This window comes from Enterococcus sp. (assembly GCF_022711995.1).
Classification (GTDB): domain Bacteria; phylum Bacillota; class Bacilli; order Lactobacillales; family Enterococcaceae; genus Enterococcus_D.
The window spans coordinates 1-20,417 of record NZ_JALAHI010000129.1; the positions used below are offsets into that span (position 1 = coordinate 1).

18 protein-coding genes are annotated in these 20,417 nt (G+C 42.0%); 14 read left to right on the forward strand and 4 right to left on the reverse strand.

Annotated features, from left to right (window positions below; translation table 11 throughout):
* The first annotated feature begins 44 nt into the window (after positions 1-44).
* The 4 genes from spxA to pepF all read left to right on the forward strand — a co-directional run bounded on the left by spxA (position 45) and on the right by pepF (position 4,209).
* Entirely contained in the window at positions 45-443 is a 399-nt protein-coding gene (spxA, locus tag Q0A12_RS12820) for a transcriptional regulator SpxA (RefSeq protein WP_291293052.1), read from the forward strand.
* A 157-nt stretch (positions 444-600) separates the two neighbouring features.
* Complete coding sequence (locus Q0A12_RS12825; RefSeq protein ID WP_291293029.1) at positions 601-1,248, forward strand: adaptor protein MecA; 648 nt, start codon at positions 601-603, stop codon at positions 1,246-1,248.
* Positions 1,249-1,334: 86 nt separating this feature from the next.
* Positions 1,335-2,324, forward strand: coding sequence for a competence protein CoiA family protein (locus Q0A12_RS12830; protein WP_291293030.1), 990 nt, complete (start codon positions 1,335-1,337; stop codon positions 2,322-2,324).
* Between the two features lie 67 nt (positions 2,325-2,391).
* Positions 2,392-4,209, forward strand: coding sequence for an oligoendopeptidase F (pepF, locus tag Q0A12_RS12835; RefSeq protein WP_291293031.1), 1,818 nt, complete (start codon positions 2,392-2,394; stop codon positions 4,207-4,209).
* 385 nt (positions 4,210-4,594) lie between these two features.
* Here the strand turns inward: pepF and Q0A12_RS12840 are convergent, their stop codons facing one another.
* Both Q0A12_RS12840 and Q0A12_RS12845 read right to left on the reverse strand, forming a co-directional pair.
* Positions 4,595-5,251: a DsbA family protein gene (locus tag Q0A12_RS12840; RefSeq protein WP_291293032.1), complete on the reverse strand. Its 657-nt coding sequence runs from the start codon at positions 5,249-5,251 to the stop codon at positions 4,595-4,597.
* Positions 5,252-5,329: 78 nt separating this feature from the next.
* Positions 5,330-5,932 (reverse strand): CYTH domain-containing protein, encoded by a 603-nt coding sequence (locus tag Q0A12_RS12845; RefSeq protein ID WP_291293033.1) that lies wholly within the window; start codon positions 5,930-5,932, stop codon positions 5,330-5,332.
* A 193-nt stretch (positions 5,933-6,125) separates the two neighbouring features.
* On the opposite strand from Q0A12_RS12845, the gene Q0A12_RS12850 reads away from it, so the two are divergent.
* The 4 genes from Q0A12_RS12850 to mgtE are packed head-to-tail and all read left to right on the forward strand — an operon-like array spanning position 6,126 to position 9,866.
* Positions 6,126-6,779 (forward strand): GTP pyrophosphokinase family protein, encoded by a 654-nt coding sequence (locus Q0A12_RS12850; RefSeq protein ID WP_291293034.1) that lies wholly within the window; start codon positions 6,126-6,128, stop codon positions 6,777-6,779.
* Positions 6,780-6,784: 5 nt separating this feature from the next.
* The gene (locus tag Q0A12_RS12855; RefSeq protein ID WP_291293053.1) at positions 6,785-7,582 is read left to right on the forward strand and encodes an NAD kinase; all 798 of its coding nucleotides are present in this window, start codon (positions 6,785-6,787) and stop codon (positions 7,580-7,582) included.
* A 5-nt stretch (positions 7,583-7,587) separates the two neighbouring features.
* Positions 7,588-8,487 carry an RluA family pseudouridine synthase gene (locus Q0A12_RS12860; RefSeq protein ID WP_291293035.1) on the forward strand — a complete coding sequence of 300 codons (900 nt, stop codon included), beginning with the start codon at positions 7,588-7,590 and terminating at the stop codon, positions 8,485-8,487.
* A gap of 14 nt (positions 8,488-8,501) precedes the next feature.
* A complete protein-coding gene (mgtE, locus tag Q0A12_RS12865; RefSeq protein WP_291293036.1) occupies positions 8,502-9,866 on the forward strand; it encodes a magnesium transporter in 1,365 nt (454 codons plus the stop codon).
* 117 nt (positions 9,867-9,983) lie between these two features.
* Here the strand turns inward: mgtE and Q0A12_RS12870 are convergent, their stop codons facing one another.
* Positions 9,984-10,820: an AraC family transcriptional regulator gene (locus Q0A12_RS12870; RefSeq protein ID WP_291293037.1), complete on the reverse strand. Its 837-nt coding sequence runs from the start codon at positions 10,818-10,820 to the stop codon at positions 9,984-9,986.
* Positions 10,821-10,963: 143 nt separating this feature from the next.
* Here Q0A12_RS12870 and Q0A12_RS12875 point away from each other — a divergent pair, with 143 nt between their 5' ends.
* A complete protein-coding gene (locus Q0A12_RS12875) occupies positions 10,964-12,715 on the forward strand; it encodes an ABC transporter ATP-binding protein (RefSeq protein ID WP_291293038.1) in 1,752 nt (583 codons plus the stop codon).
* On the forward strand, positions 12,702-14,483 hold the full coding sequence (locus tag Q0A12_RS12880) for an ABC transporter ATP-binding protein (protein WP_291293039.1): 1,782 nt from the start codon (positions 12,702-12,704) through the stop codon (positions 14,481-14,483). Before Q0A12_RS12875 ends, Q0A12_RS12880 begins: the two co-directional genes overlap by 14 nt.
* A 187-nt stretch (positions 14,484-14,670) precedes the next feature.
* Here Q0A12_RS12880 and Q0A12_RS12885 read toward each other — a convergent pair whose 3' ends face one another.
* Positions 14,671-15,312, reverse strand: a complete 642-nt coding sequence (locus Q0A12_RS12885) for a copper homeostasis protein CutC (RefSeq protein ID WP_291293040.1) — start codon at positions 15,310-15,312, stop codon at positions 14,671-14,673.
* A gap of 88 nt (positions 15,313-15,400) precedes the next feature.
* Here Q0A12_RS12885 and Q0A12_RS12890 point away from each other — a divergent pair, with 88 nt between their 5' ends.
* From Q0A12_RS12890 to Q0A12_RS12905, 4 genes are all read left to right on the forward strand, one after another.
* Complete coding sequence (locus Q0A12_RS12890; protein WP_291293041.1) at positions 15,401-16,243, forward strand: methyltransferase domain-containing protein; 843 nt, start codon at positions 15,401-15,403, stop codon at positions 16,241-16,243.
* 293 nt (positions 16,244-16,536) lie between these two features.
* Positions 16,537-17,040 (forward strand): tRNA (uridine(34)/cytosine(34)/5-carboxymethylaminomethyluridine(34)-2'-O)-methyltransferase TrmL, encoded by a 504-nt coding sequence (gene trmL, locus Q0A12_RS12895; RefSeq protein ID WP_291293042.1) that lies wholly within the window; start codon positions 16,537-16,539, stop codon positions 17,038-17,040.
* Between the two features lie 27 nt (positions 17,041-17,067).
* A complete protein-coding gene (locus Q0A12_RS12900) occupies positions 17,068-17,721 on the forward strand; it encodes a histidine phosphatase family protein (RefSeq protein WP_291293043.1) in 654 nt (217 codons plus the stop codon).
* Between the two features lie 17 nt (positions 17,722-17,738).
* A complete protein-coding gene (locus Q0A12_RS12905; RefSeq protein ID WP_291293044.1) occupies positions 17,739-20,333 on the forward strand; it encodes an ATP-dependent RecD-like DNA helicase in 2,595 nt (864 codons plus the stop codon).
* Positions 20,334-20,417: the final 84 nt, after the last annotated feature.

Below are 20,417 nucleotides of genomic sequence, written 5' to 3' on the forward strand. Positions count from 1 at the left end.
GACACAGTGCTTGTGAATGTAATTTAAAAAAGGAGAGATGCACGTTGTTGACACTATATACTTCCCCAAGTTGCACATCTTGTCGCAAAGCTCGTGCGTGGTTGCAAGAGCATGAGATTCCTTTTGTTGAAAGAAATATTTTCTCAGAACCTTTGAATATTTCTGAACTAAAAGCAATCTTACAAATGACAGAAGATGGTACAGAAGAAATTATCTCTACAAGATCGAAAGTTTTTCAAAAATTGAACATGGATCTAGATGACCTGCCACTAAAAGATTTATTGACACTTGTTCAAGAAAATCCTGGATTATTGCGCCGTCCGATCATGATCGATGAAAAACGACTACAAGTTGGTTTTAACGAAGATGAAATCCGTCGATTCTTGCCTAGAGGTGTTCGTCAACTCGAATTACGTCAAGCACAATTGATGGCAGGCTTATAAAAAATCAGATATTTATGAGATCAGTAAATGAAAAGACTGGTCTCTTTTTTTTGCTATTTTACAATTTTCTTAAGAGGATATGCGTTTTCTCTTTACTTTTCAACAGGTTTCGTTAAAATGAACCTATAGTGATTAGCAAAAGTGAGGTGTAGCTAATATGGAAATGGAACATATCAATGAAAATACGATCCGTGTACTGATCAAGAGCGAAGATTTAGCTGCTAGGGGCATCACTTTTCTTGACCTTCTTGGAAATCACAATGAGATTGAAAACTTTTTTTATAGTATATTAGAAGAAGTAGATATTGATGAAGAATTTAAAGGCAGTGAAGCGGTGACATTCCAAGTCTTGCCAAAAGGGGATGGCTTAGAACTGTTTATCAGCAAAAATCTACCGCCTGAAGGAATGGAAAATTTTGATGATATGAGCGATGGCTCAACTGACGACATTACAGATATGTTGAAGAAGCATGTCGCTTCACAATTACAAGAGACAGAATCTCAGCCTGAATTAGGGAATCGTTTTATTTTTGAACTGAACAGCTTTGAATCAATGGTCCAATTGGCTTCCGAAGTTTATTTAGATTCTGTTACAACGAATCTTTACCAGATGAATGATCGCTACTATTTGGAAGTGCAGTTTTTGGATAATGATACCACAGACATCGAAGTAGAAAATGCACTGGCTTATTTGATGGAATTTTCAAATCGAACGCCAGTCACATCAGAAGTCTTAGCAGAGTATGGAAAACTCATTATGGAACACGATGCATTAGAACTGACAAGATATTACTTCAAGAACTAATCTTTTCCAATGAATAAAGACGAGGAAATCGATGCTTTTCGAAAATTTCCTCGTCTTTTTTGCGTACTTTTTTTCGAGGTGAAAAGATGATTATTGCATATGATGAGCAACAGCAACGAATCAAAGCCAATCAGGCGGAGAGAGGTTCCGGGCCCTTTTATTGTCCCGGGTGTCGCAATCCTGTGATCTTAAAGAAAGGGCAACATAAGCTGCCTCATTTCTCCCATTATGCTTCCTCGCGGTGCGAGACGTTTAGCGAGGGAGAAACAGAAGAGCACATCGTAGCAAAAGCATTGCTCTATGACTGGTTCGCAGATCAGAAGTGTGAGATGGAAGCTTACTTACCAGACTTGAAGCAGCGGCCGGATCTTCTAGTCGGTCAGACTGCGATTGAAGTGCAATGCTCACCACTGACATGGGAGCGTTTCATGGTACGGACAAAGAACTATACAGACTTTGGCTATTTTCCTTGGTGGCTATTAGGAAGGCGCCTGCAGCCTCATCTTCATCGGCGCTGGACCCTGTTACAAAAAGCAGCTTGCCGATTTGCAGAAGGAGTAGGCGGGTACTTATGGGTGTTGGATGCGAAAGACCAACGCATTGGTTTGCTATACGCCATCCATTGGCATTACAAGTTTGGTACTTCATTTCGGACCCATTATTTTTCAAAAGGGGAGCCTATCGGCCACCAAGCGTCCTTACTAGGTATCTCAATTGAGTCGAGTCAAAGACTGAAGTGGCAGCCAGAAGCCTATCGTGTTTGGCTGCTGCATAAGCTCGTTCAACAGCAGAAACAGATTCTCCACATTCAAGCACTTCTTTATCCTCTTGGCGGACATATCGGAAATCTGCCTCACTGGTGCTATCGTCCTAGTATCACAAGCTTTTTGCTTGAGCATCGCCTCTTAGTGTGGCGCTACATCTTTTATCAGCAGCCGTCACAGAGTTTCTCCCAATGGGTAAGTCAGGTACAAAGATGTGATGGGCACTGGTCTTTTCCCATGATCGATCAAAATCAAGTGTTGCGCCAGGTTTATCAAGAATGTTCTGATTTCCAGAAAATTCAAGCTTTTTGATTCGCAAGGCTTGGTTCCCGGCAAAAGTATGTTAAGATTATTCTAGTATCTATAAGGAGTGAAGAATATGACAGAAACAAAACAATTACCAGATCGTGCCGATTTGCCGGAGGCTTTAACGTGGGATCTTACAAAAATTTATGCTGATGATCAAGCGTTTGAGGAAGCATTTCAAGAGATCGTTTCTGAGTTGAAACAGGCGGATGACTTTAAGGGAACATTGGCGCAAGGTCCGTCAGCATTCAAAGAAGCATTAGAATTTGTTTTAGCTATTTCTCGTAAGCTAGAAAAATTGTATGTTTACAGCCACTTAAAAAATGATCAAGATACCGCTAATACTACCTATCAGGGACTTTACGCAAAAGCCAGCAATCTTGTTGCCCAAGTGAGTGAAGCCATTGCATGGTTTGATCCTGAATTGCTTTCAATGACAGATGAAATGATTTGGGGCTATTTTGAACAAGACCCAGAATTAGCCGTTTATCGTCATTTGATTGAAAAAACCGTCAACAATCGTCCCCATGTGCTACCAGCGGAACAAGAAGCCTTATTAGCTGGTGCTGGCGAAATCTTTGGCGCACCGGGGAATGTTTTTTCTGTCTTGAACAATGCTGATTTAACATTTCCAATTGTTGAAGACGAGAATGGGGAAAAAGTGCAGCTTTCTCATGGCGTCTATGGTCAATTGATGGAAAATACAGACCGTTCGGTTCGAGAAGCTGCCTTTAAGGGCTTGTATGGGGTCTATGAGCAGTTCCGGAACACCTTTGCTCAAACACTAAGCACCAATATCAAAGCCCATAACTTCAAAGCTAAGGCTCGTCACTATGATTCTGCTCGACAAGCTGCATTAAGTGCCAACCATATTCCTGAAAGTGTGTATGATACTTTAGTAGATGTGGTGAATACACATTTGCCGCTGTTACACCGTTATATGGAATTAAGGAAACGTTTATTGGCGGTTGATACCCTTCATATGTATGATGTCTATACGCCGATTCTAGGGGAAGCGCCAATTCGTTATAGTTACGAAGATGCGGTGGAAAAAGCCAAAACAGCCTTGAAACCACTAGGCGAAGAATATCTGTCCGTTGTTAATGAAGCGTTTGAGAACCGTTGGATCGATGTCGTTGAAAACAAAGGCAAACGCAGTGGTGCTTATTCATCAGGTGCGTACGACACATTGCCGTATATTTTGATGAACTGGAATGATCGCTTGGATCAATTATTCACGCTGGTGCATGAAATGGGACATAGTGTTCACAGTTATTTCACTCGCAGCAACCAACCTTATGTCTATGGCGATTATTCTATCTTCTTGGCAGAAATTGCTTCAACAACCAACGAAAATATTTTGACGGAATATCTCTTGCAAACAGAAACAGATCCACGGGTAAAAGCGTATGTATTGAATCATTTTCTTGATGGATTCAAAGGTACGATTTTCCGTCAGACACAATTTGCTGAGTTTGAACACTTTATGCACGTAGAAGATGCAAAAGGCACCCCATTAACCAGTGAATTTTTAAGCGATAGTTACGGTGAGTTGAATGCCAAATACTATGGACCTGCTGTAGCAAAAGATCCAGAGATCCGTTTAGAATGGTCTCGTATTCCTCATTTTTACTACAATTACTATGTCTATCAGTACGCAACAGGCTTTTCAGCTGCCTCTGCACTTGCTAAGAAAATTTTAGCAGGAGAACCAGATGCGTTAACCAATTATTTGACCTACTTAAAATCTGGAAACAGTGATTATCCGATCGAAGTGATGAAAAAAGCCGGAGTCGATATGACCAAAGCCGATTACATCAAAGATGCGATGAAAGTTTTTGAGCAACGTTTGGATGAATTGGAAGCATTAGTGAAAGAATTAGAAGCATAAACCAGCGTCGCCGCATGATCGTTGATCGATTGTTCGGCGACTTTGTTGTTCCTAATGCCGCAGCAATAGCCAGAACAAAAAGTAAGAAGATGAAATGATTTTATGCCGTTTTTCGGATAGAAAGGGTGCATTTTTACTAAAAAAAATAGGTTTGAGTGATTGGTTGGAAGGTAGAAAAAGGGGACATGAAAGGAAGAGTTCTGGTTGCTTAGGGACCAGTAACGAGAAGAAGTAATAGTTTGCAATTAAGAGATATGGGACTAAGAATGGCAAAATCTAGTTCCCAATGATTAAAAGGAATGTCAAAGAGGAAAAAGACAACAAAAAAGCCAAGTGAAAAACCCGTAAAAAGAGGGGATTATCGCTTAGCAGTATTGGTATTGATTCAAAGCAATACCAGTCGCCGATTCATCGATTCAATCCGGCGGACATTGGCATCGCGAACTTCTTTCTTCTGATAGAAGAACCGATAGTTGTCCTGATCAGTCTTACATAAGAGCGGAATGTTTCTAAGAGCTTCCATTCCTTCAAGTAAAACCCCGTAATCTCGTTCGCATCCGAAGTTATAGACCACTGCCGAAGGAGACATTGAAATGCCCATTTCTCTGGCAACGCTTTGATCAGCAGCAAAATTTTGTTTGATCAGTTCAGATGCTCGGTCTTCTAAGAACATTTCAAGATCGCCATTTGTTTCGGCAAATAGTTGTTTGACCAATTCAGGTGAATAGGGTTCGTTGTTGACACCAACTTGACATTGAAGTTTAAGTAAAAAATCACGAGCGATTTTTCTGCCTTGTAATTGAGCGGCCTTATAATCGAGCGATGCTTCGTAGATCTGATTGGTTTGCTGGTTGCGCAAGTCTAAGTCCGTCTTGTCCATCGAAAGATAGTCCATCGAAATTCCAACAGTGTGCAAATTCATGATTGGTAATATGTGTAATTGTATTTTTTTTCTTTGGTCACTTAGTGCATCCAATAAGGTTAATTCTGATTGATAACAAATTGGTCCTATCGGATTCACAAATAAATAAATCTCGATCATCTGAATCTCTCCCCAATTAAGATTCTTTTTTCTATCGTATATATTTAATATACAGAAATTATTCTAAATTAAAAACGCTTATTGAAATTTGTTTGAGTTCTTTGTTTGCAATGTTTCTTCTAAGGCACGAAGAATTTTATTTTTGGCAGGTTGGTAGGTAATATCCAGCTCTTCAAGCAATGCCAAAAACGCTCGTTCTCCTGAAGAAGCTTCCGCAACTTCTAGTTCGAGCTCATAATCATGGGCTTGACCATACCAGCTTTCATCTAAGGCGAGTAAGCCAGCTGGCACATTGAATTCTGCTCTGCGAGTCGTTAATTCCGCAAATGGTTTTACCGCAGCAGGATCGATTTGCGCCTCCCGCAAAAAAGCTGCCACTGTCCCTGTTTGCAAAATGGTTTGATTCTCCCGCAAAGTCACCGCCTCGTTGATCGAAAGTGAATCTGTCGTTTCCAATAAACCTTCTTTAAGGGGTGATTTAAGCGTCAATTCTGCTTTGTCTTCCATCATACGAATCCGCAACCCAAACTTTTTTTGTTTTAACTGATTATCTGGTGTATCAAAATAAAGATTTGTTTGCGTATGAAATGCGGAGGGGGCAAGCTGGTAGAAAGCAATGACTCTCTGATAAGCCTCTTGAGTCAACAATGTTTTAAATTCTATTTCTATTTGTTTTGTCATTGTTAGCCTCTTTCCTTACAGTTCATCAAGTTTACATAATGATCTCAAATAAGTCAAATGATAACACTTGAGGAGAAAAAAATAAAGAATTCTCGTTATTTTTGTTGCTGGTGGTCACGATTGAACATTCTGTTTTCCATAGTGATTGTGGTAAAATAGATTCGTATGTTATGAAAAGAATCGAGGGATAGAAATGATTCGAGAATGGGAAGATTTTTTGGCACCATATGAACAAGCGGTATCAGAACTAAAAGTAAAACTGCGGGGAATCCGCAAACAATATCGAGAGCAGAATAAACACGTGCCGATCGAATTCGTCACGGGTCGTGTGAAACCAGTCGATAGTATATTAACGAAAAGCAAATTACGGGGAATCCCTTTGGATCGATTAGAAGAGGAAATGTCAGATATTGCTGGTTTGAGGATCATGTGTCAGTTTGTGGAAGACATTCATCAAGTCGTTGATCTTTTGCGCACGCGACATGATATGAAGGTGATCATTGAGCGGGATTACATCACAAACAAAAAAGCAAGTGGTTATCGCTCCTACCACCTTGTGATCGAGTACCCGGTGCAACTGATCGATGGTGAAAAGATCATCCTAGCGGAAATCCAGATCCGGACATTGGCAATGAATTTCTGGGCAACCATTGAGCATTCACTGAATTATAAATATCAAGGGGAATTTCCTGATGAGATCAGTGAACGTCTGCGTCGCTCTGCGGAAGCTGCCTACCAATTAGATGAAGAAATGTCGAATATCCGTGAAGAGATCCAAGAGGCACAGCGGCTTTTTTCTCATGGTAAGGGGAATCACCAAGAAAAGCGGCAGGGGGATGACATATGACAGGTATCAGAGTAGCGATCATCAACAATCAAGAAGAAAAATCGATGCTTGTCACCCAACGATTGACGGAATTGTTAGCCCAGTCGGAAAATAGAATTGACCAAGAGAACCCAGAGTTGGTCATTTCTGTCGGTGGGGATGGCACCTTATTATCTGCATTCCATTTATTCAGCCATCGTTTAGCAGATGTCCGCTTTTTAGGCGTTCATACCGGACATTTAGGTTTTTATACAGATTGGCGGGACTATGAACTAGAAGAGCTGGTAGATACATTGTGCAATGATCGCCAAAAGAGTGTCAGCTATCCTTTGTTGGATGTTCGGATCACTTATACAAATGGAAAGTCGGACAAGCATTTTCTAGCCCTCAATGAGTCAACCATCAAACGAGGCAATCGCACGATGGTAGCTGATATTTCAATCAAAGAAGACCTTTTTGAGAAATTTCGCGGAGATGGGTTGTCGATCTCAACGCCTACCGGGTCAACAGCTTACAATAAGAGTGTGGGGGGAGCAGTCTTACACCCTAGTATCAACGCTTTTCAATTAGCAGAGATTGCTTCATTAAATAATCGGGTGTTTCGGACGCTGGGCTCACCGATCATTGTTGGAGATCATGAATGGGTCAAAGTCAAACTGCAAGCTAGTACCGATTATCTGGTCACTGTGGATCAGTTTACGATTGAACAAGAAGAAATCGATGCGATTTATTACCGTATTGCCGACGAACGAATCCATTTTGCCTCTTATCGGCATATGCACTTCTGGAATCGTGTCAAAGATGCGTTTATTGGAGAAATTTAACAATTATGGAATTTACTTATCGTTACGAAAGACAAGAGCCGCAGCAACTAAAATATTTTTTGAAAGAGCAGGGGATTTCCAAAGGATTGTTGGCAAAAATCAAATTTCAAGGAGGCAAGATTTTTGTCAATGAACAGAGACAAAATGTCTTGTATTCTTTGGAGCAAAATGATACGGTAACCATTGTGATCCCAGATGAAGGCGAACACGAAACGGTCTTATTGGATGAGACGCCAATCGAGATCGTTTTTGAAGACCCACATCTTTTGATTATAAATAAACCAGCAGGCATTGCCTCGATCCCGGCTCAATATCATCCGAATGGAACGATGGCCAATCGCGTCAAAGCCTATTACAAGCAGCAAGGCTATCAAGATCAAGTCATTCATGTGGTTACTCGCTTGGATCGAGACACTTCAGGATTGATGTTGTTTGCTAAACATGGCTTTGCTCATGCAAAGTTAGATGTTCAGTTGCGGCAAAAGCAATTGATTAAAAAATACCAAGCCATTGTGGCGGGAAAAATTCAAGAATTGGCATCCCACGGAGAAATCACTTATCCGATTGCACGAGATCTCAGTTCATTATTAAAACGAAAAACAAGTATGGAAGGGAAATCCGCCCGTACGGAATACTGGTTGACAAAAAGAGATCAGCAGGCGGCTTTAGTCTCGATCCTTCTTCATACCGGCCGTACGCATCAGATTCGCGTCCATTTTGCTGCGATCAATTGTCCTTTAGTAGGTGACGAGTTGTATGGCGGTGCGATGGATCTAGGCATTGCACGTCAAGCGCTGCATTGCTGCGAATTGGATTTCACCCATCCTTTCAGCGGTGAATCGTTGCACTTTGAAGCAGCATTGCCGTCAGATATGGAAACAATCAAACAAGCAATGAGTGAATAATAGAGGTGAAGAGATTGGATGAAAATCAAGAATTAAATGAACGTTTTGAGCAGCTGACTCAGGCGTTGAATGAAGCGGATATCCAGAAGTTCCGGGAAGTGTTTTTGGATCTGCATATCTATGAACAGGGACAATTCTACCAATCTCTCGATGAGTCGCAACGTCAAATCGTCTATACCTACCTTTCTCCAAAAGAATTGGCGGATATGTTTGATGTGATCGAAGAAGATGACGAGCATATGACAGAGTATCTGTCTGAAATGCGTCCCGGTTACGCAGCTGATATGCTATCGGAAATGTACACCGATAATGCGGTGGATCTTCTGAATACATTAGACAAGAAGCAAATGGCCAAGTATTTGAGTTTGATGCCGGCAGAAGATGCCAGCGAAATCAAAGAGCTTCTTCATTATGAAGATGAAACTGCCGGATCATTGATGACTACGGAATTTGTTTCGATCGTGGCTAATCAAACGGTCCGATCAGCTATGTATGTCCTGAAAAATGCCGCGGATGTCGCTGAAACGATTTACTACATTTATGTTGTCGATACTGATAACAAATTGGTCGGGGTTATCTCTTTGCGGGACTTGATCATCAATGATGATGATACGATGATCGCAGATATTTTGAATGAACGGGTTATGTCCGTGCACGTAGGGGATGACCAGGAGGATGTTGCTCAGACGTTTCGGGATTACGACTTTCTAGCATTGCCTGTTACGGATTACGACGACCATCTTCTAGGGATCGTGACGGTCGATGACATCATTGACGTTATCGATGATGAAGCAGCCAGCGACTATTCCGGGTTGGCCGGGGTCAACGTAGAAGAAGTCAGTGAAAATCCTGTGAAAGCTTCGTCACGCCGGTTGCCATGGCTGATTACATTGCTTTTTTTGGGAATGGCCACAGCTAGCTTGATCAGCCACTATGAAGAACTTGTGAGTGAAGCAAGTATTTTAGCTGTCTTTATTTCATTGATCACTGGAACGGCAGGAAACGCCGGTACGCAATCCTTAGCCGTGGCGGTCCGCCGACTAGCCATTTCCGATGACAAAGAAAAAAGCTTTATGCGAACGGTGATTGGTGAAGTGCTGACAGGGTTAGTGACCGGTGCAGTTACTGGGTTAACGATTTTTGCGATTGTAGCCGTCTGGAAACAAAACCCGATCTTAGGTTTTGTCATCGGAATGGCCATGATGTGTGCCATTACAGTAGCGAATCTCGCAGGAAGTCTAATTCCCATGCTAATGGACAAATTGGGCTTTGACCCAGCCGTTGCCAGTGGGCCTTTTATCACCACTCTAAGTGATTTGACCAGTGTCTTGATTTATTTCAATATCGCGAGTCTGTTTATGGATTATTTTATTCGGTGAAAAAGCTAGGAAGCCGCTTTTATAAGAATAGATATTTTCCTTAAAGCGAGGAGCCTCTTAATGTATAGAGGCTCCTCGCTTTTTTGTACTATTGAAGTTGTGTTTCTGCGAATTCTTCTACTTGTTCGTTTTAGGGATGACAGAAGAGGGAGAGACGCCAAAAAGTTTTTTAAAAGACTTGCTAAAGTGATAAGCATCTTGGTACCCAACAGCCGAAGCGACTTCTTTGATGGTCAGCTTCTCATTTGTCAACATATCGCGGGCCCGTTTCAAGCGAATTTCAATCAAGTAATTAATCGGACTAACGCTAGTCGCTTCTTTAAAGACTTTTGAAAGGTAGGTTGGACTAAGAAATTGATCTTGAGCCAATTTTTCCAATGTGATCTCTTCTTTGTAGTGATTCTCCAAAAAGTAGATAGTATAGTTAACGATCTGTTGATGGCGGCGCTGACTTTTCGTGAGATAAGGGACCACATTCAGCCGCTTGTCATTTAAGCCTCTCAATATGTAGACCAACATCTCAATGATCAGCGCTTTTTGCATCAACTGGAATTCATCTTGCTCCTCATTGCTTTCCCGAACGAGCTGCCATGCTTTATCCAAAACTTGGTGATGGTATTTTCCTAAATCCAGTAACGGTTGCTTATTGGGGAAAAAGTTGCGCTTGAATCCTTCTAAAGAAATGTTCTTCAACCCGATATGCAATTGATGAGAGCATGTGCCAGGCTCCTGAAATTCGCAGTGATTGACACCAGGGTTAAACAACATGATACTGCCTGCCTTGATTTTAGCCGCAGGGGCGTTTTCAAAATAGTAATTGCTTTCTCCTTCTAAGACGATGCTGATTTCTAAAAAATCGTGGTGGTGCATTTCTCCATGGCTTTCCGATTGTGTCCAAGGGTCAAACAAATAGATGATTTCCGGGTTAAAGGTTCTAGAATTTACGAGATTCATTTCATTTATCACTCCAATGCTATCTGAACCTGATTCATATCAGGGCGACGACTTCTTAGTAATATTTTACATCAAAATGAGTAAGAAAAACCATTTTAATCGTCAAGTAAATCGCTAAGCTTAACAACGAGAGGGGGAATTAGATGAGTAACACACAATGGATCTGGCGATATGCGAAAAAGAATCGCGGCCGAATCATTTTAGCAATGCTCTTTTTACTTATTAATGCGGCATTGATCGTCGTCAATCCATATTTAGGAGGAATGGTGATCGATGATGTGATCAATCAGCAGCAAACGCACTTATTGATTCCGTTATTACTGATTATGATCGCAACGACTGTTATCCGAACCATTGTCCGCTATGCGTATCAACTTTTATTTGAACGTGTGGGGCAAAACACACTTTATCATTTACGGGAAGATTTGTATCATAAACTGCAAGAATTGGATTTTGACTTCTTCAATCATACGCGAGTGGGGGATATCATGGCGCGTATGACAGGAGATACTGATGCTATTCGGCACTTTGTGTCATGGGTGACCTATAACATTGCGGAATGTTTTTTGTGGTTTTTCTCAGCTGTAGTGGTTATGAGTTTCATTGACTGGAAATTGATGCTTGCTTTAGTCGCTGTGACGCCAATCATCTTCTTGTTGACGAATCAAATGTCAAAAAAAGCCCATCCCTTGTTTTTTGAGATTCGTGAAAGCTTTTCTCGCTTGAACTCGATGGTGGAGGAAAACATTGGCGGCAATCGTGTCGTTAAAGCATTTGCCCGAGAAAATTATGAGATCGATAAGTTTAAAGCCTACAACCAAGATTTCAAGACCCGCAATATGGCTTCGGCTGAAGTCTCTCGGACTTATTTGCCCTGGTTGGATGGCTTGGCAGGTAGTTTGAATGTCATTGCTCTGGTACTAGGAGGAATCTTTGTTATCAATGGAGATATGACATTAGGGGATCTAGTGGCATTCAATGGGTATTTGTGGATGTTGAACAACCCGATGCGGATGAGTGGCTGGCTGATCAATGATGTCCAACGCTTTTCAGCAGCTTGTATCAAGATTCGTCAAATGCTCGCACAAGAATCAAAAATTCCTGTCCATGAAACGAAAGCCTTGGAACCTATCAAAGGCTTTGTGGAATTTAAACATGTTTCCTTTCATTTTTCCGATGATCCCGAGCAAAATGTTTTGGAAGATGTGAGCTTTAAAATCGGTCCCGGACAAACGCTAGGGATCTTAGGCGAAACCGGATCAGGTAAAACGACATTGGTCAACCTTGTGGGACGTTTCTATGATCCGACGGAAGGGGAAGTGCTGATCGATGGCAAAAATGCGAAAGAATATCCGGTTCGCCAAATGCGGGAGAACATTTCAATGGTTATGCAAGATGTGTTCCTGTTCTCTAATACGATCTCTGACAATATCGCGTTTGGTAATCCTTTAGCAGATGAAAACTTTATTCGTCAAATGGCGGTGGTAGCGGATGCCGACACCTTTATTTCCCGAATGCCTCAAGGGTATGAAACCATCGTCGGTGAGCGGGGCGTTGGATTATCCGGCGGCCAAAAGCAACGTATTTCATTAGCCCGTGCGTTGGCGAAAGATCCATCGATTTTGATCCTTGATGACACCACTTCAGCGGTAGATATGGAAACAGAATCGAAAATCCAACAAGAATTAACCAAGCTGACGGGGGAAAAAACAACCTTTATCATTGCCCATCGAATCTCGTCGGTTCGTGAAGCCGATCAGATTTTAATGATGGAAAAAGGGCGTGTGGTCGAACAAGGCACCCATGAAGCCCTCGTTGCCAAAAAAGGCAAGTATTATGAAGTTTATCGTAAACAATTAGGATTGACGGGAGGTGAGGACAATGGCGCGGAATAAATTTGACGTGGATGAAGAACTGGAACAGGAATTCAGCTGGAAAGACTTTAAACGATTGGCGCGATATGTCGTTCCTTATAAAGCAAGTATCAGCAAAGTCCTTTTTACGATCATCTTAGCCAATTTAGCGGGAATGCTCGCGCCAGTCTTTACTAAGATTGCGATCGACTCGGCCATTCCTGATAAAAATAAAATGCAACTGATCTTGATTGGTGTCGCATTTGTAGTCACATTACTGATCATTGGACTGTGCATGCGTTACCGGATTTATCATATTACCAATATTGGTCAAGATGTCCTAAAAGACATGCGTTATGATATCTTTGAGCATTTACAACGCTTGCCCTTTTCCTACTTTGATACGCGACCTCATGGAAAGATTTTGATTCGGGTGGTCAACTATATCAATACATTGAGTGATCTATTAAGCAATGGATTGATCAACTTGATATCAGATATTTTCAATGTGGTGATCACACTGATTTTCATGTTGGTCATCGATGTCAAACTGACATTGTACTCACTGGCACTCTTACCGGTTCTCTTTGTGATGGTGATGGTGATCAAGAACAAGCAGCGGAAAGCCTATCAGATTTTAAGCAACAAACAGTCCAATTTGAATGCGTACATTCATGAGAGCATTGCGGGCATCAAAATTACCCAATCCTTTGCTCGTGAAGAAGAAAATGCTCAAATTTTTGAAGAAGTCAGCAATGATTACCGCACGTCTTGGATGAAAGCTGTTAGGGTCCAATTTTTGATGTGGCCAGGGGTGCAAAATATTTCTGTGATTACGACGTGCTTGATTTACTTTGTTGGGATCCGCCAAATCGGTGTCGAAGTCAGCACAGGAACATTGATTGCCTTTATTAGTTACATCAATAATTTTTGGAATCCAGTGATCAATATCGGGAATTTCTACAATTCATTAATCACAGCAACAGCGTACTTGGAACGGATTTTTGAAACGATGGATGAAGTACCGGATATCGAAGATAAAGCAGATGCCAAAAAATTGCCGAGCATCAAAGGGGAAGTGGCTTTCGATCATGTGACTTTCCGTTACGAAGAAGGCAAAAATATCTTGTCTGATGTCAATTTCCATATCCATGCAGGGGAAAGTATTGCATTGGTTGGTCCTACAGGTGCCGGTAAGACGACAATCATTAATCTGTTAAGTCGTTTTTATGATGTAAATGAAGGCAGTGTTAAAGTGGATGGCTATGATGTTCGTGATGTGACGTTGGAATCATTGCGCTCACAAATGGGGGTCATGCTCCAAGATACCTTTATTTTCTCAGGGACGATCATCGAAAATATTCGTTATGGGAATTTAGCGGCAACTGAGGAAGAAATCATCGAAGCAGCGAAGATCGTTCGGGCCCATGAGTTCATCAAAGAGTTGAAGGATGGTTATCATACAGTTGTTGAAGAGCGGGGAAGCACGTTATCCGCCGGACAGCGGCAGCTGATTTCCTTTGCCCGAGCTCTATTGGCAGATCCAAAGATATTAATTCTAGACGAAGCAACTTCAAGTATCGATACCAAGACAGAAGAACTATTACAAGAAGGTCTGTTGAAACTCTTGGAAGGACGGACATCCTTTATTATTGCCCATCGGCTATCAACCATCAAAAATTCCGATCGGATTTTCTATGTCGCTGGGGGCAAAATCGCAGAATCTGGCAATCATGAGCAATTGATGGCGCTAAAAGGGTTATACCATCACTTGTATCAATCCCAGTATGACTTGCTGCAAGCCATTTAAGAACTCTCCGAAGAATTGATTAGGAGATCTGATCCAGAAACGTTTTTTGGCGTAGATCTATTAGGAAGGTGAAGCAAAAAAATGCTCCTGCTAAATTGCAGGAGCATTTTTTTTGAATATAGCCATCGTAGTTGCGGCTTCTTTTGTCGAGACTGTCCTTAGCGACAGGCATTACTTATTTGAATAATCAATCGGATAAATCGACGATTTTGGTTCCATGGACTTCCAAGACGCCTAGTTGATCAGCGATCGATTGGGCATTTTTATAAGAGATACCTGCTCCTGGCAAAATAATCAAACGATCTCCAGCATAAGCGATCAGTTCTTTTAGCCGTTCCAAGTGATCTTCGATGGCCGTTCCTGCTGGTCCTCCATGAGTGAGAATCCGATGGACACCATGATCAGCTAGCCAGTCGATGGCTTCAAACTGCCGAGCAGCAGGAATAGCATCAAAAGCCATATGGAAGGTCATCTGCAAACCTTCCGCCGTTTCAATGAGAAGTTCCAGTGCTTCTTCATCCAGCCAACCACTGGGGGTCAAACAACCAAACACCACGCCGTCAGTTCCTAATTTCTTGGCTTCGATCAAGTCAGTGTGCATGATTTTAAGCTCGATGTCATTATAGACAAAGTCGCCGCCTCTAGGACGAATCATCGTCATGATTGGCACACTTTTTTCACCAGCGTAACTCAAGGCTTCTTCGATCACGCCAGTACTCGGGGTAGTTCCGCCGACAGCCAAGTTGTCGCATAGTTCGATCCGTTTGGCACCCCGACTGATCGCTAATGGGATCATCGTATAATTTTCGGCACAAAATTCTTTTAACATTCGTATTCCTCCGTTTTTAAGCTGTTATTCTACACTAGCATTTTACCATAAGTCTATGCTAAAGTAAGAAGGAGAAGAGGGATTTGATATGTTGAAAAAAATCGATCGTGGGCGACTTTTTCTGGCGTCCCACAGCGACTTATTTGCGTGTCCATTGTGCCATCAGAAAGTAGTCGCCAACGAAAGCGGACTGATCTGTCCAAATCGTCACCGCTTTGATCTTTCAAAGAAAGGAACGCTATTTTTTCTGGATCATCCGGTGAAAACAGACTATGATCAAGATATGTTTGTTCCGCGGAGCCGCATGATTCAAAGTGGCATGTATGGGCCGGTTTTAGAGGCAATCGCAAAACATCTGGAACAGTCAGAGAGAATTTTAGATATTGGTTGTGGGGAAGGCAGCTTTCTCGCCCAATTATTAGCAGGACAAGAAAAAACGGCGATCGGTTTTGACATTGCCAAGGAAGGTGTTTACTTAGCGACCAATCATGCTATTTCGGCTTTTTGGTGTGTAGCAGATCTAACGAACTTGCCATTTGCAGAGGGCAGCTTTGATACGATTTTGAATTTATTTTCGCCTTCTAATTATCAGGAATTCGAGCGAATCATCAAGCCTGGCGGCCAAGTGATCAAAGTTGTGCCAGCAGCAGGGTATCTGAAAGAATTGCGAAAGGCTTTCTATCCAGAGGATACGGCCAAACAAATTTATTCCAATGAACGAGTCGTCGAAAAGTTTTTTGAAAACTATCCTCAAGGCAGTCGGGAACGAATCAGTTATTCCTTTGCGATTCCAGAAGCTCGGCGTTTGGACTTGTTGGCCATGTCTCCGTTGGAGTGGGGCGCGTCTCAAGAGCAAATCGCAAAAGTTCGGGAAAACCCATTACACGAAATAACTGTCGATATTGAGTTGCTAGTCGCGAAATTTTCTTGAAAAATTTTTGAACTTTTTTGTTATATACCCTTGCAATCATGCCGTGGGGATGATATATTGTTCTCAAGTCATTTTTCATTGGTTTTTATCAGGTTCCTGTTCTGATAAAAGTTAGTGAAAAGAGCTTCACTAACGTAACGACTCGCAGTGATTGACACCGAGTTGGTACGTTTTTTTTTATGCTCAAAGTTTCAGTAAATCTAATGGAAGTAAACAAACCAATGCAGTCAAAATATGGTACTATAGAATCTATTGAGAGACAATTGGCTACCAATTGAAAGGAGTCTTTACGAATGAATCACATTGTTTTATTTGAACCACAGATCCCTGCCAATACCGGCAATATCGCTCGGACTTGCGCAGCTACCAATACTCATTTACATCTGATTGAGCCATTAGGTTTTTCAACAGATGACAAGCATTTGAAACGTGCGGGGCTTGATTATTGGCATGATGTTCACATTACTTATCATAAAGATTTAGCGGCATTCATGACATTTCTGGATGAGCGGCCTTTGTATTTGATTTCTAAATTTGCCAATCGGGTCTATTCCGAGGTAGATTATACGGTTCATGAAGATCAGTTTTTCCTTTTTGGGAAAGAAACAACAGGATTGCCTGAAACATTTATGCGGGAACATGCAGATAAATGTTTACGAATTCCAATGAATGACGCCCATGTGCGTTCGCTAAACCTGTCCAATACGGCGGCATTGATTATTTATGAAGCTTTACGGCAACAGGGATTTCCAGAACTGGAACTGACACATCATTACGACAATGACAAATTAGATTAAACATAGTTGATGGGAGAGGCTTGTTCGATGCAGTTATATTTTACTCGTCATGGCAAAACAGAATGGAATCAGGCGCGACGGTTTCAAGGAATGATGGGGGATTCGCCATTATTGCCGGAAAGTTATCAGGAAATTCAACTTTTAGGTGAAGCAATCGCAGATGTACCTTTTGAGAAAATCTATTCCAGTACCTCATTACGTGCAAAAACAACCGCACAAGGAATTCTGGAAAAATTGAAACAGCCAGTGGAAATTGTTTATACTGATGGCTTACGGGAACTAGGATTGGGAAAACTAGAAGGGCAAATCATTGATGACATGCAGGTGAAATACCCGCAAGAGTTGGCAGACTTGCGCCACCATCTTGACCGCTATGATCCCACCATCTTTCAAGGAGAGCCTATCGAAGAGGCACTGAAGCGGATTGAGACAGTAGTAACGACAGCTGTGGCGAAGCACACGGGTCCGTTGCTTTTTGTTGGTCACGGCGCTTCATTGACAGCAGCTATTCAATGGTTAGCTGGAAAAAAATTGGCCCAATTGCGAGAACAAGGGGGGCTAGTTAACAATAGTTTGACCATCTTAGAAACTGGTCCAGACAAACAGCTGCCTTTTGAATTGATCCGTTGGAACGATGCAAGTTTTCTAAAAAATCAAGACGGTTTAGATGCTTTACTATAGGTGAAAGGAGCGGCGTCATGAATCCAGAAAGAACATTTTTTGTCGGCCATGTTGCCGCGATCTTTTTTCAAAATCCTAGCAATTTCTATAAAGTTCTTTTAGTCAAAGTGACAGAAAATAATGCCGATTACAAAGAATCCGAGATCGTCGTCACTGGAAGTTTTGGTGAGATTCAAGAAGAGGAGAGTTACCGGTTCTATGGCGAGTTGGTCAATCATCCTAAATACGGTGTCCAATTAAAAGTGGACAGCTATCAACAGGAACAACCCACCTCAGAGCAAGGTCTGATCAATTACCTTTCAGGAGAGAAGTTTCCGGGGATCGGTAAAAAGACGGCTGAAAAAATCGTAGGACTTCTGGGAGAACAGGCGATCGACCGCATGCTAGAGGAACCGGCATTGCTGGAACAGATTCCCGGTTTGAATGAAAGTAAACGAAAAATGATTCTCGATACGGTACGACTTAATCATGGCATGGATCAAGTGATCGTTGGATTAAGCCGCTATGGATTTGGGAGTCAGCTTTCTTTTGCTATTTATCAAGCCTATAAAAATCAAGCACTAGAGATCATTCAAGAAAATCCTTATCAGCTTGTGGAAGATATCGAAGGAATCGGTTTTAAACGAGCAGATAATATCGCAGAACAGCTAGGTATCGAAGCCACAGCGCCCCAGCGCTATCGTGCGGCTGTGCTGCACCAGATTTTTGCCCAATCTTTACAGACCGGCAATACCTATATTCACGCTCAAGACCTGCTAGAACAGACTTTACGAGTGTTGGAAACCAGTCGTCCGATAGAAATTCCACCAGATGATTTGGCAAATACGATTATTGAACTTGTCGAAGAAGGCAAGATCCAGCAAGAAGAAACCAAGTTGTATGAAAACAGCTTGTATTTTTCTGAGTGGGGGATCGCCAATTCGATCCAACGCTTATTGGCGCGGAAAAAAGAAATCAAGTACCCTAAAAAGACCGTCGAAAAGACATTGCGTAAAATTGAAAAACGATTGGGAATCGTCTATGGTTCTTCCCAGGAAGAAGCCATCAAAGAAGCGATCCACTCCCCATTGTTTATTCTGACAGGGGGTCCCGGAACAGGGAAAACCACTGTGATCAATGGGATCGTGCAATTGTTCGCAGAATTGAATGATCTTGATTTAAATCCAGCAAAGTATACAGAAGAAATGTTTCCCATCTTATTGACTGCTCCGACAGGAAGAGCCGCGAAGCGCATGAATGAGACAACCGGACTTCCTAGTGGGACGATTCACCGTTTATTAGGCTTAAATGGGCGTGAGAAGGCGCCTAGCGTTAGTGCGAAGGAACTTGAGGGTGGTTTGCTGATCGTGGACGAGATGTCAATGGTGGATACCTGGTTAGCCAATACCTTATTCAAGTCGATTGCAACGAACATGCAAGTGATTTTTGTCGGCGACAAAGACCAGCTGCCTTCAGTGGGTCCCGGACAAGTGCTGCATGATCTTTTGGAAATTGAAGCCATTCCAAAACAGGAATTGACTGAAATCTACCGTCAGGGAGATGGCTCAAGCATCATTCCATTGGCACATGCCATTAAAAATGGGCAGTTACCAGCAGATTTCACACAAAATCAAAAAGATCGTTCGTTCTTTAGCTGTGATGCCTACAAAATTGAGCCATTGATTGCACAGATCGTTCAACGAGCCAAGGCTAAGGGCTTCACCCCCCAAGACATTCAAGTGCTCGCACCCATGTATCGCGGCGCAGCAGGGATTGATGCATTAAACAAGATGATGCAGGAAATTTTCAATCCCAATGATGGCACCAAAAAAGAAGTGACTTGGAATGACACGGTCTACCGTATCGGTGATAAAGTCCTGCAGCTGGTCAATTCGCCGGAAGACAATGTGTTTAACGGAGATATGGGACAAATCGTGGGGATTATTCCAGCCAAGGAATCGGAAGACAAAGTAGACGAATTGGTCATCCAATTTGACGCCAATGAAGTGACTTACAAGCGCAATGAATGGAATAAGATCACATTGTCATACTGCTGTTCGATCCATAAAGCGCAAGGTAGCGAGTTCAAGATGGTGATCATGCCAATGGTTCATCAATATCAACGAATGCTGCAGCGAAATCTGTTGTACACGGCAGTAACCCGCAGTAAAGAGCTGTTGATTTTATTAGGGGAACCGCAAGCCTATCAGACCTGTGTCACCCATGAATCAGCTACACGATTGACTACTTTGCAAGAACGGATTAATGGAAGCGAAGCGATGACTCCTTTGCAGCGGCAACGACTGGCACAGTATGAAGAAGCGGACGATCCTTTTACCATCGATTCGCCAGAAGTTCCTGCAAAAAGTGAAAACAAGACAGTCTCAACAGATACAGTTAGCAAAGAACCACCGATTCAGAAACAGGAAATCGATCTATTTGCTACCACCTCAATGGCTGACATTGTAGAAGAAACAGCAGAAGACAAACCATCAACAGAGTTATTAGCGGCTGAAACTGTACCAGAAGAGCCAATTTCTAGAGAATTGACGATCGAAATGGTTCAAAAAAATGCCATTGACCCAATGATTGGTATGGAGAATCTGTCGCCTTATGATTTTCTGGTTTCCTAATAATTTATAGAAAATCTTTTTAATCGAAGGAAAATGAGCGCTTTCTTTTGGGTTTTTTAGCGAAACATGCTAAGCTAGTACCCA

Bases quoted from the DNA above. Each gene is read 5' to 3' on its own strand.
- Q0A12_RS12825 (WP_291293029.1), top strand. From the start codon at position 601: ATGGAAATGGAACATATCAATGAAAATACGATCCGTGTACTGATCAAG.
- Q0A12_RS12830 (WP_291293030.1), top strand. From the start codon at position 1,335: ATGATTATTGCATATGATGAGCAACAGCAACGAATCAAAGCCAATCAG.
- pepF (WP_291293031.1), top strand. From the start codon at position 2,392: ATGACAGAAACAAAACAATTACCAGATCGTGCCGATTTGCCGGAGGCT.
- Q0A12_RS12840 (WP_291293032.1), bottom strand. From the start codon at position 5,251: ATGATCGAGATTTATTTATTTGTGAATCCGATAGGACCAATTTGTTAT.
- Q0A12_RS12845 (WP_291293033.1), bottom strand. From the start codon at position 5,932: ATGACAAAACAAATAGAAATAGAATTTAAAACATTGTTGACTCAAGAG.
- Q0A12_RS12850 (WP_291293034.1), top strand. From the start codon at position 6,126: ATGATTCGAGAATGGGAAGATTTTTTGGCACCATATGAACAAGCGGTA.
- Q0A12_RS12860 (WP_291293035.1), top strand. From the start codon at position 7,588: ATGGAATTTACTTATCGTTACGAAAGACAAGAGCCGCAGCAACTAAAA.
- Q0A12_RS12870 (WP_291293037.1), bottom strand. From the start codon at position 10,820: ATGAATCTCGTAAATTCTAGAACCTTTAACCCGGAAATCATCTATTTG.
- Q0A12_RS12875 (WP_291293038.1), top strand. From the start codon at position 10,964: ATGAGTAACACACAATGGATCTGGCGATATGCGAAAAAGAATCGCGGC.
- Q0A12_RS12880 (WP_291293039.1), top strand. From the start codon at position 12,702: ATGGCGCGGAATAAATTTGACGTGGATGAAGAACTGGAACAGGAATTC.
- Q0A12_RS12885 (WP_291293040.1), bottom strand. From the start codon at position 15,312: ATGTTAAAAGAATTTTGTGCCGAAAATTATACGATGATCCCATTAGCG.
- Q0A12_RS12890 (WP_291293041.1), top strand. From the start codon at position 15,401: ATGTTGAAAAAAATCGATCGTGGGCGACTTTTTCTGGCGTCCCACAGC.
- trmL (WP_291293042.1), top strand. From the start codon at position 16,537: ATGAATCACATTGTTTTATTTGAACCACAGATCCCTGCCAATACCGGC.
- Q0A12_RS12900 (WP_291293043.1), top strand. From the start codon at position 17,068: ATGCAGTTATATTTTACTCGTCATGGCAAAACAGAATGGAATCAGGCG.
- Q0A12_RS12905 (WP_291293044.1), top strand. From the start codon at position 17,739: ATGAATCCAGAAAGAACATTTTTTGTCGGCCATGTTGCCGCGATCTTT.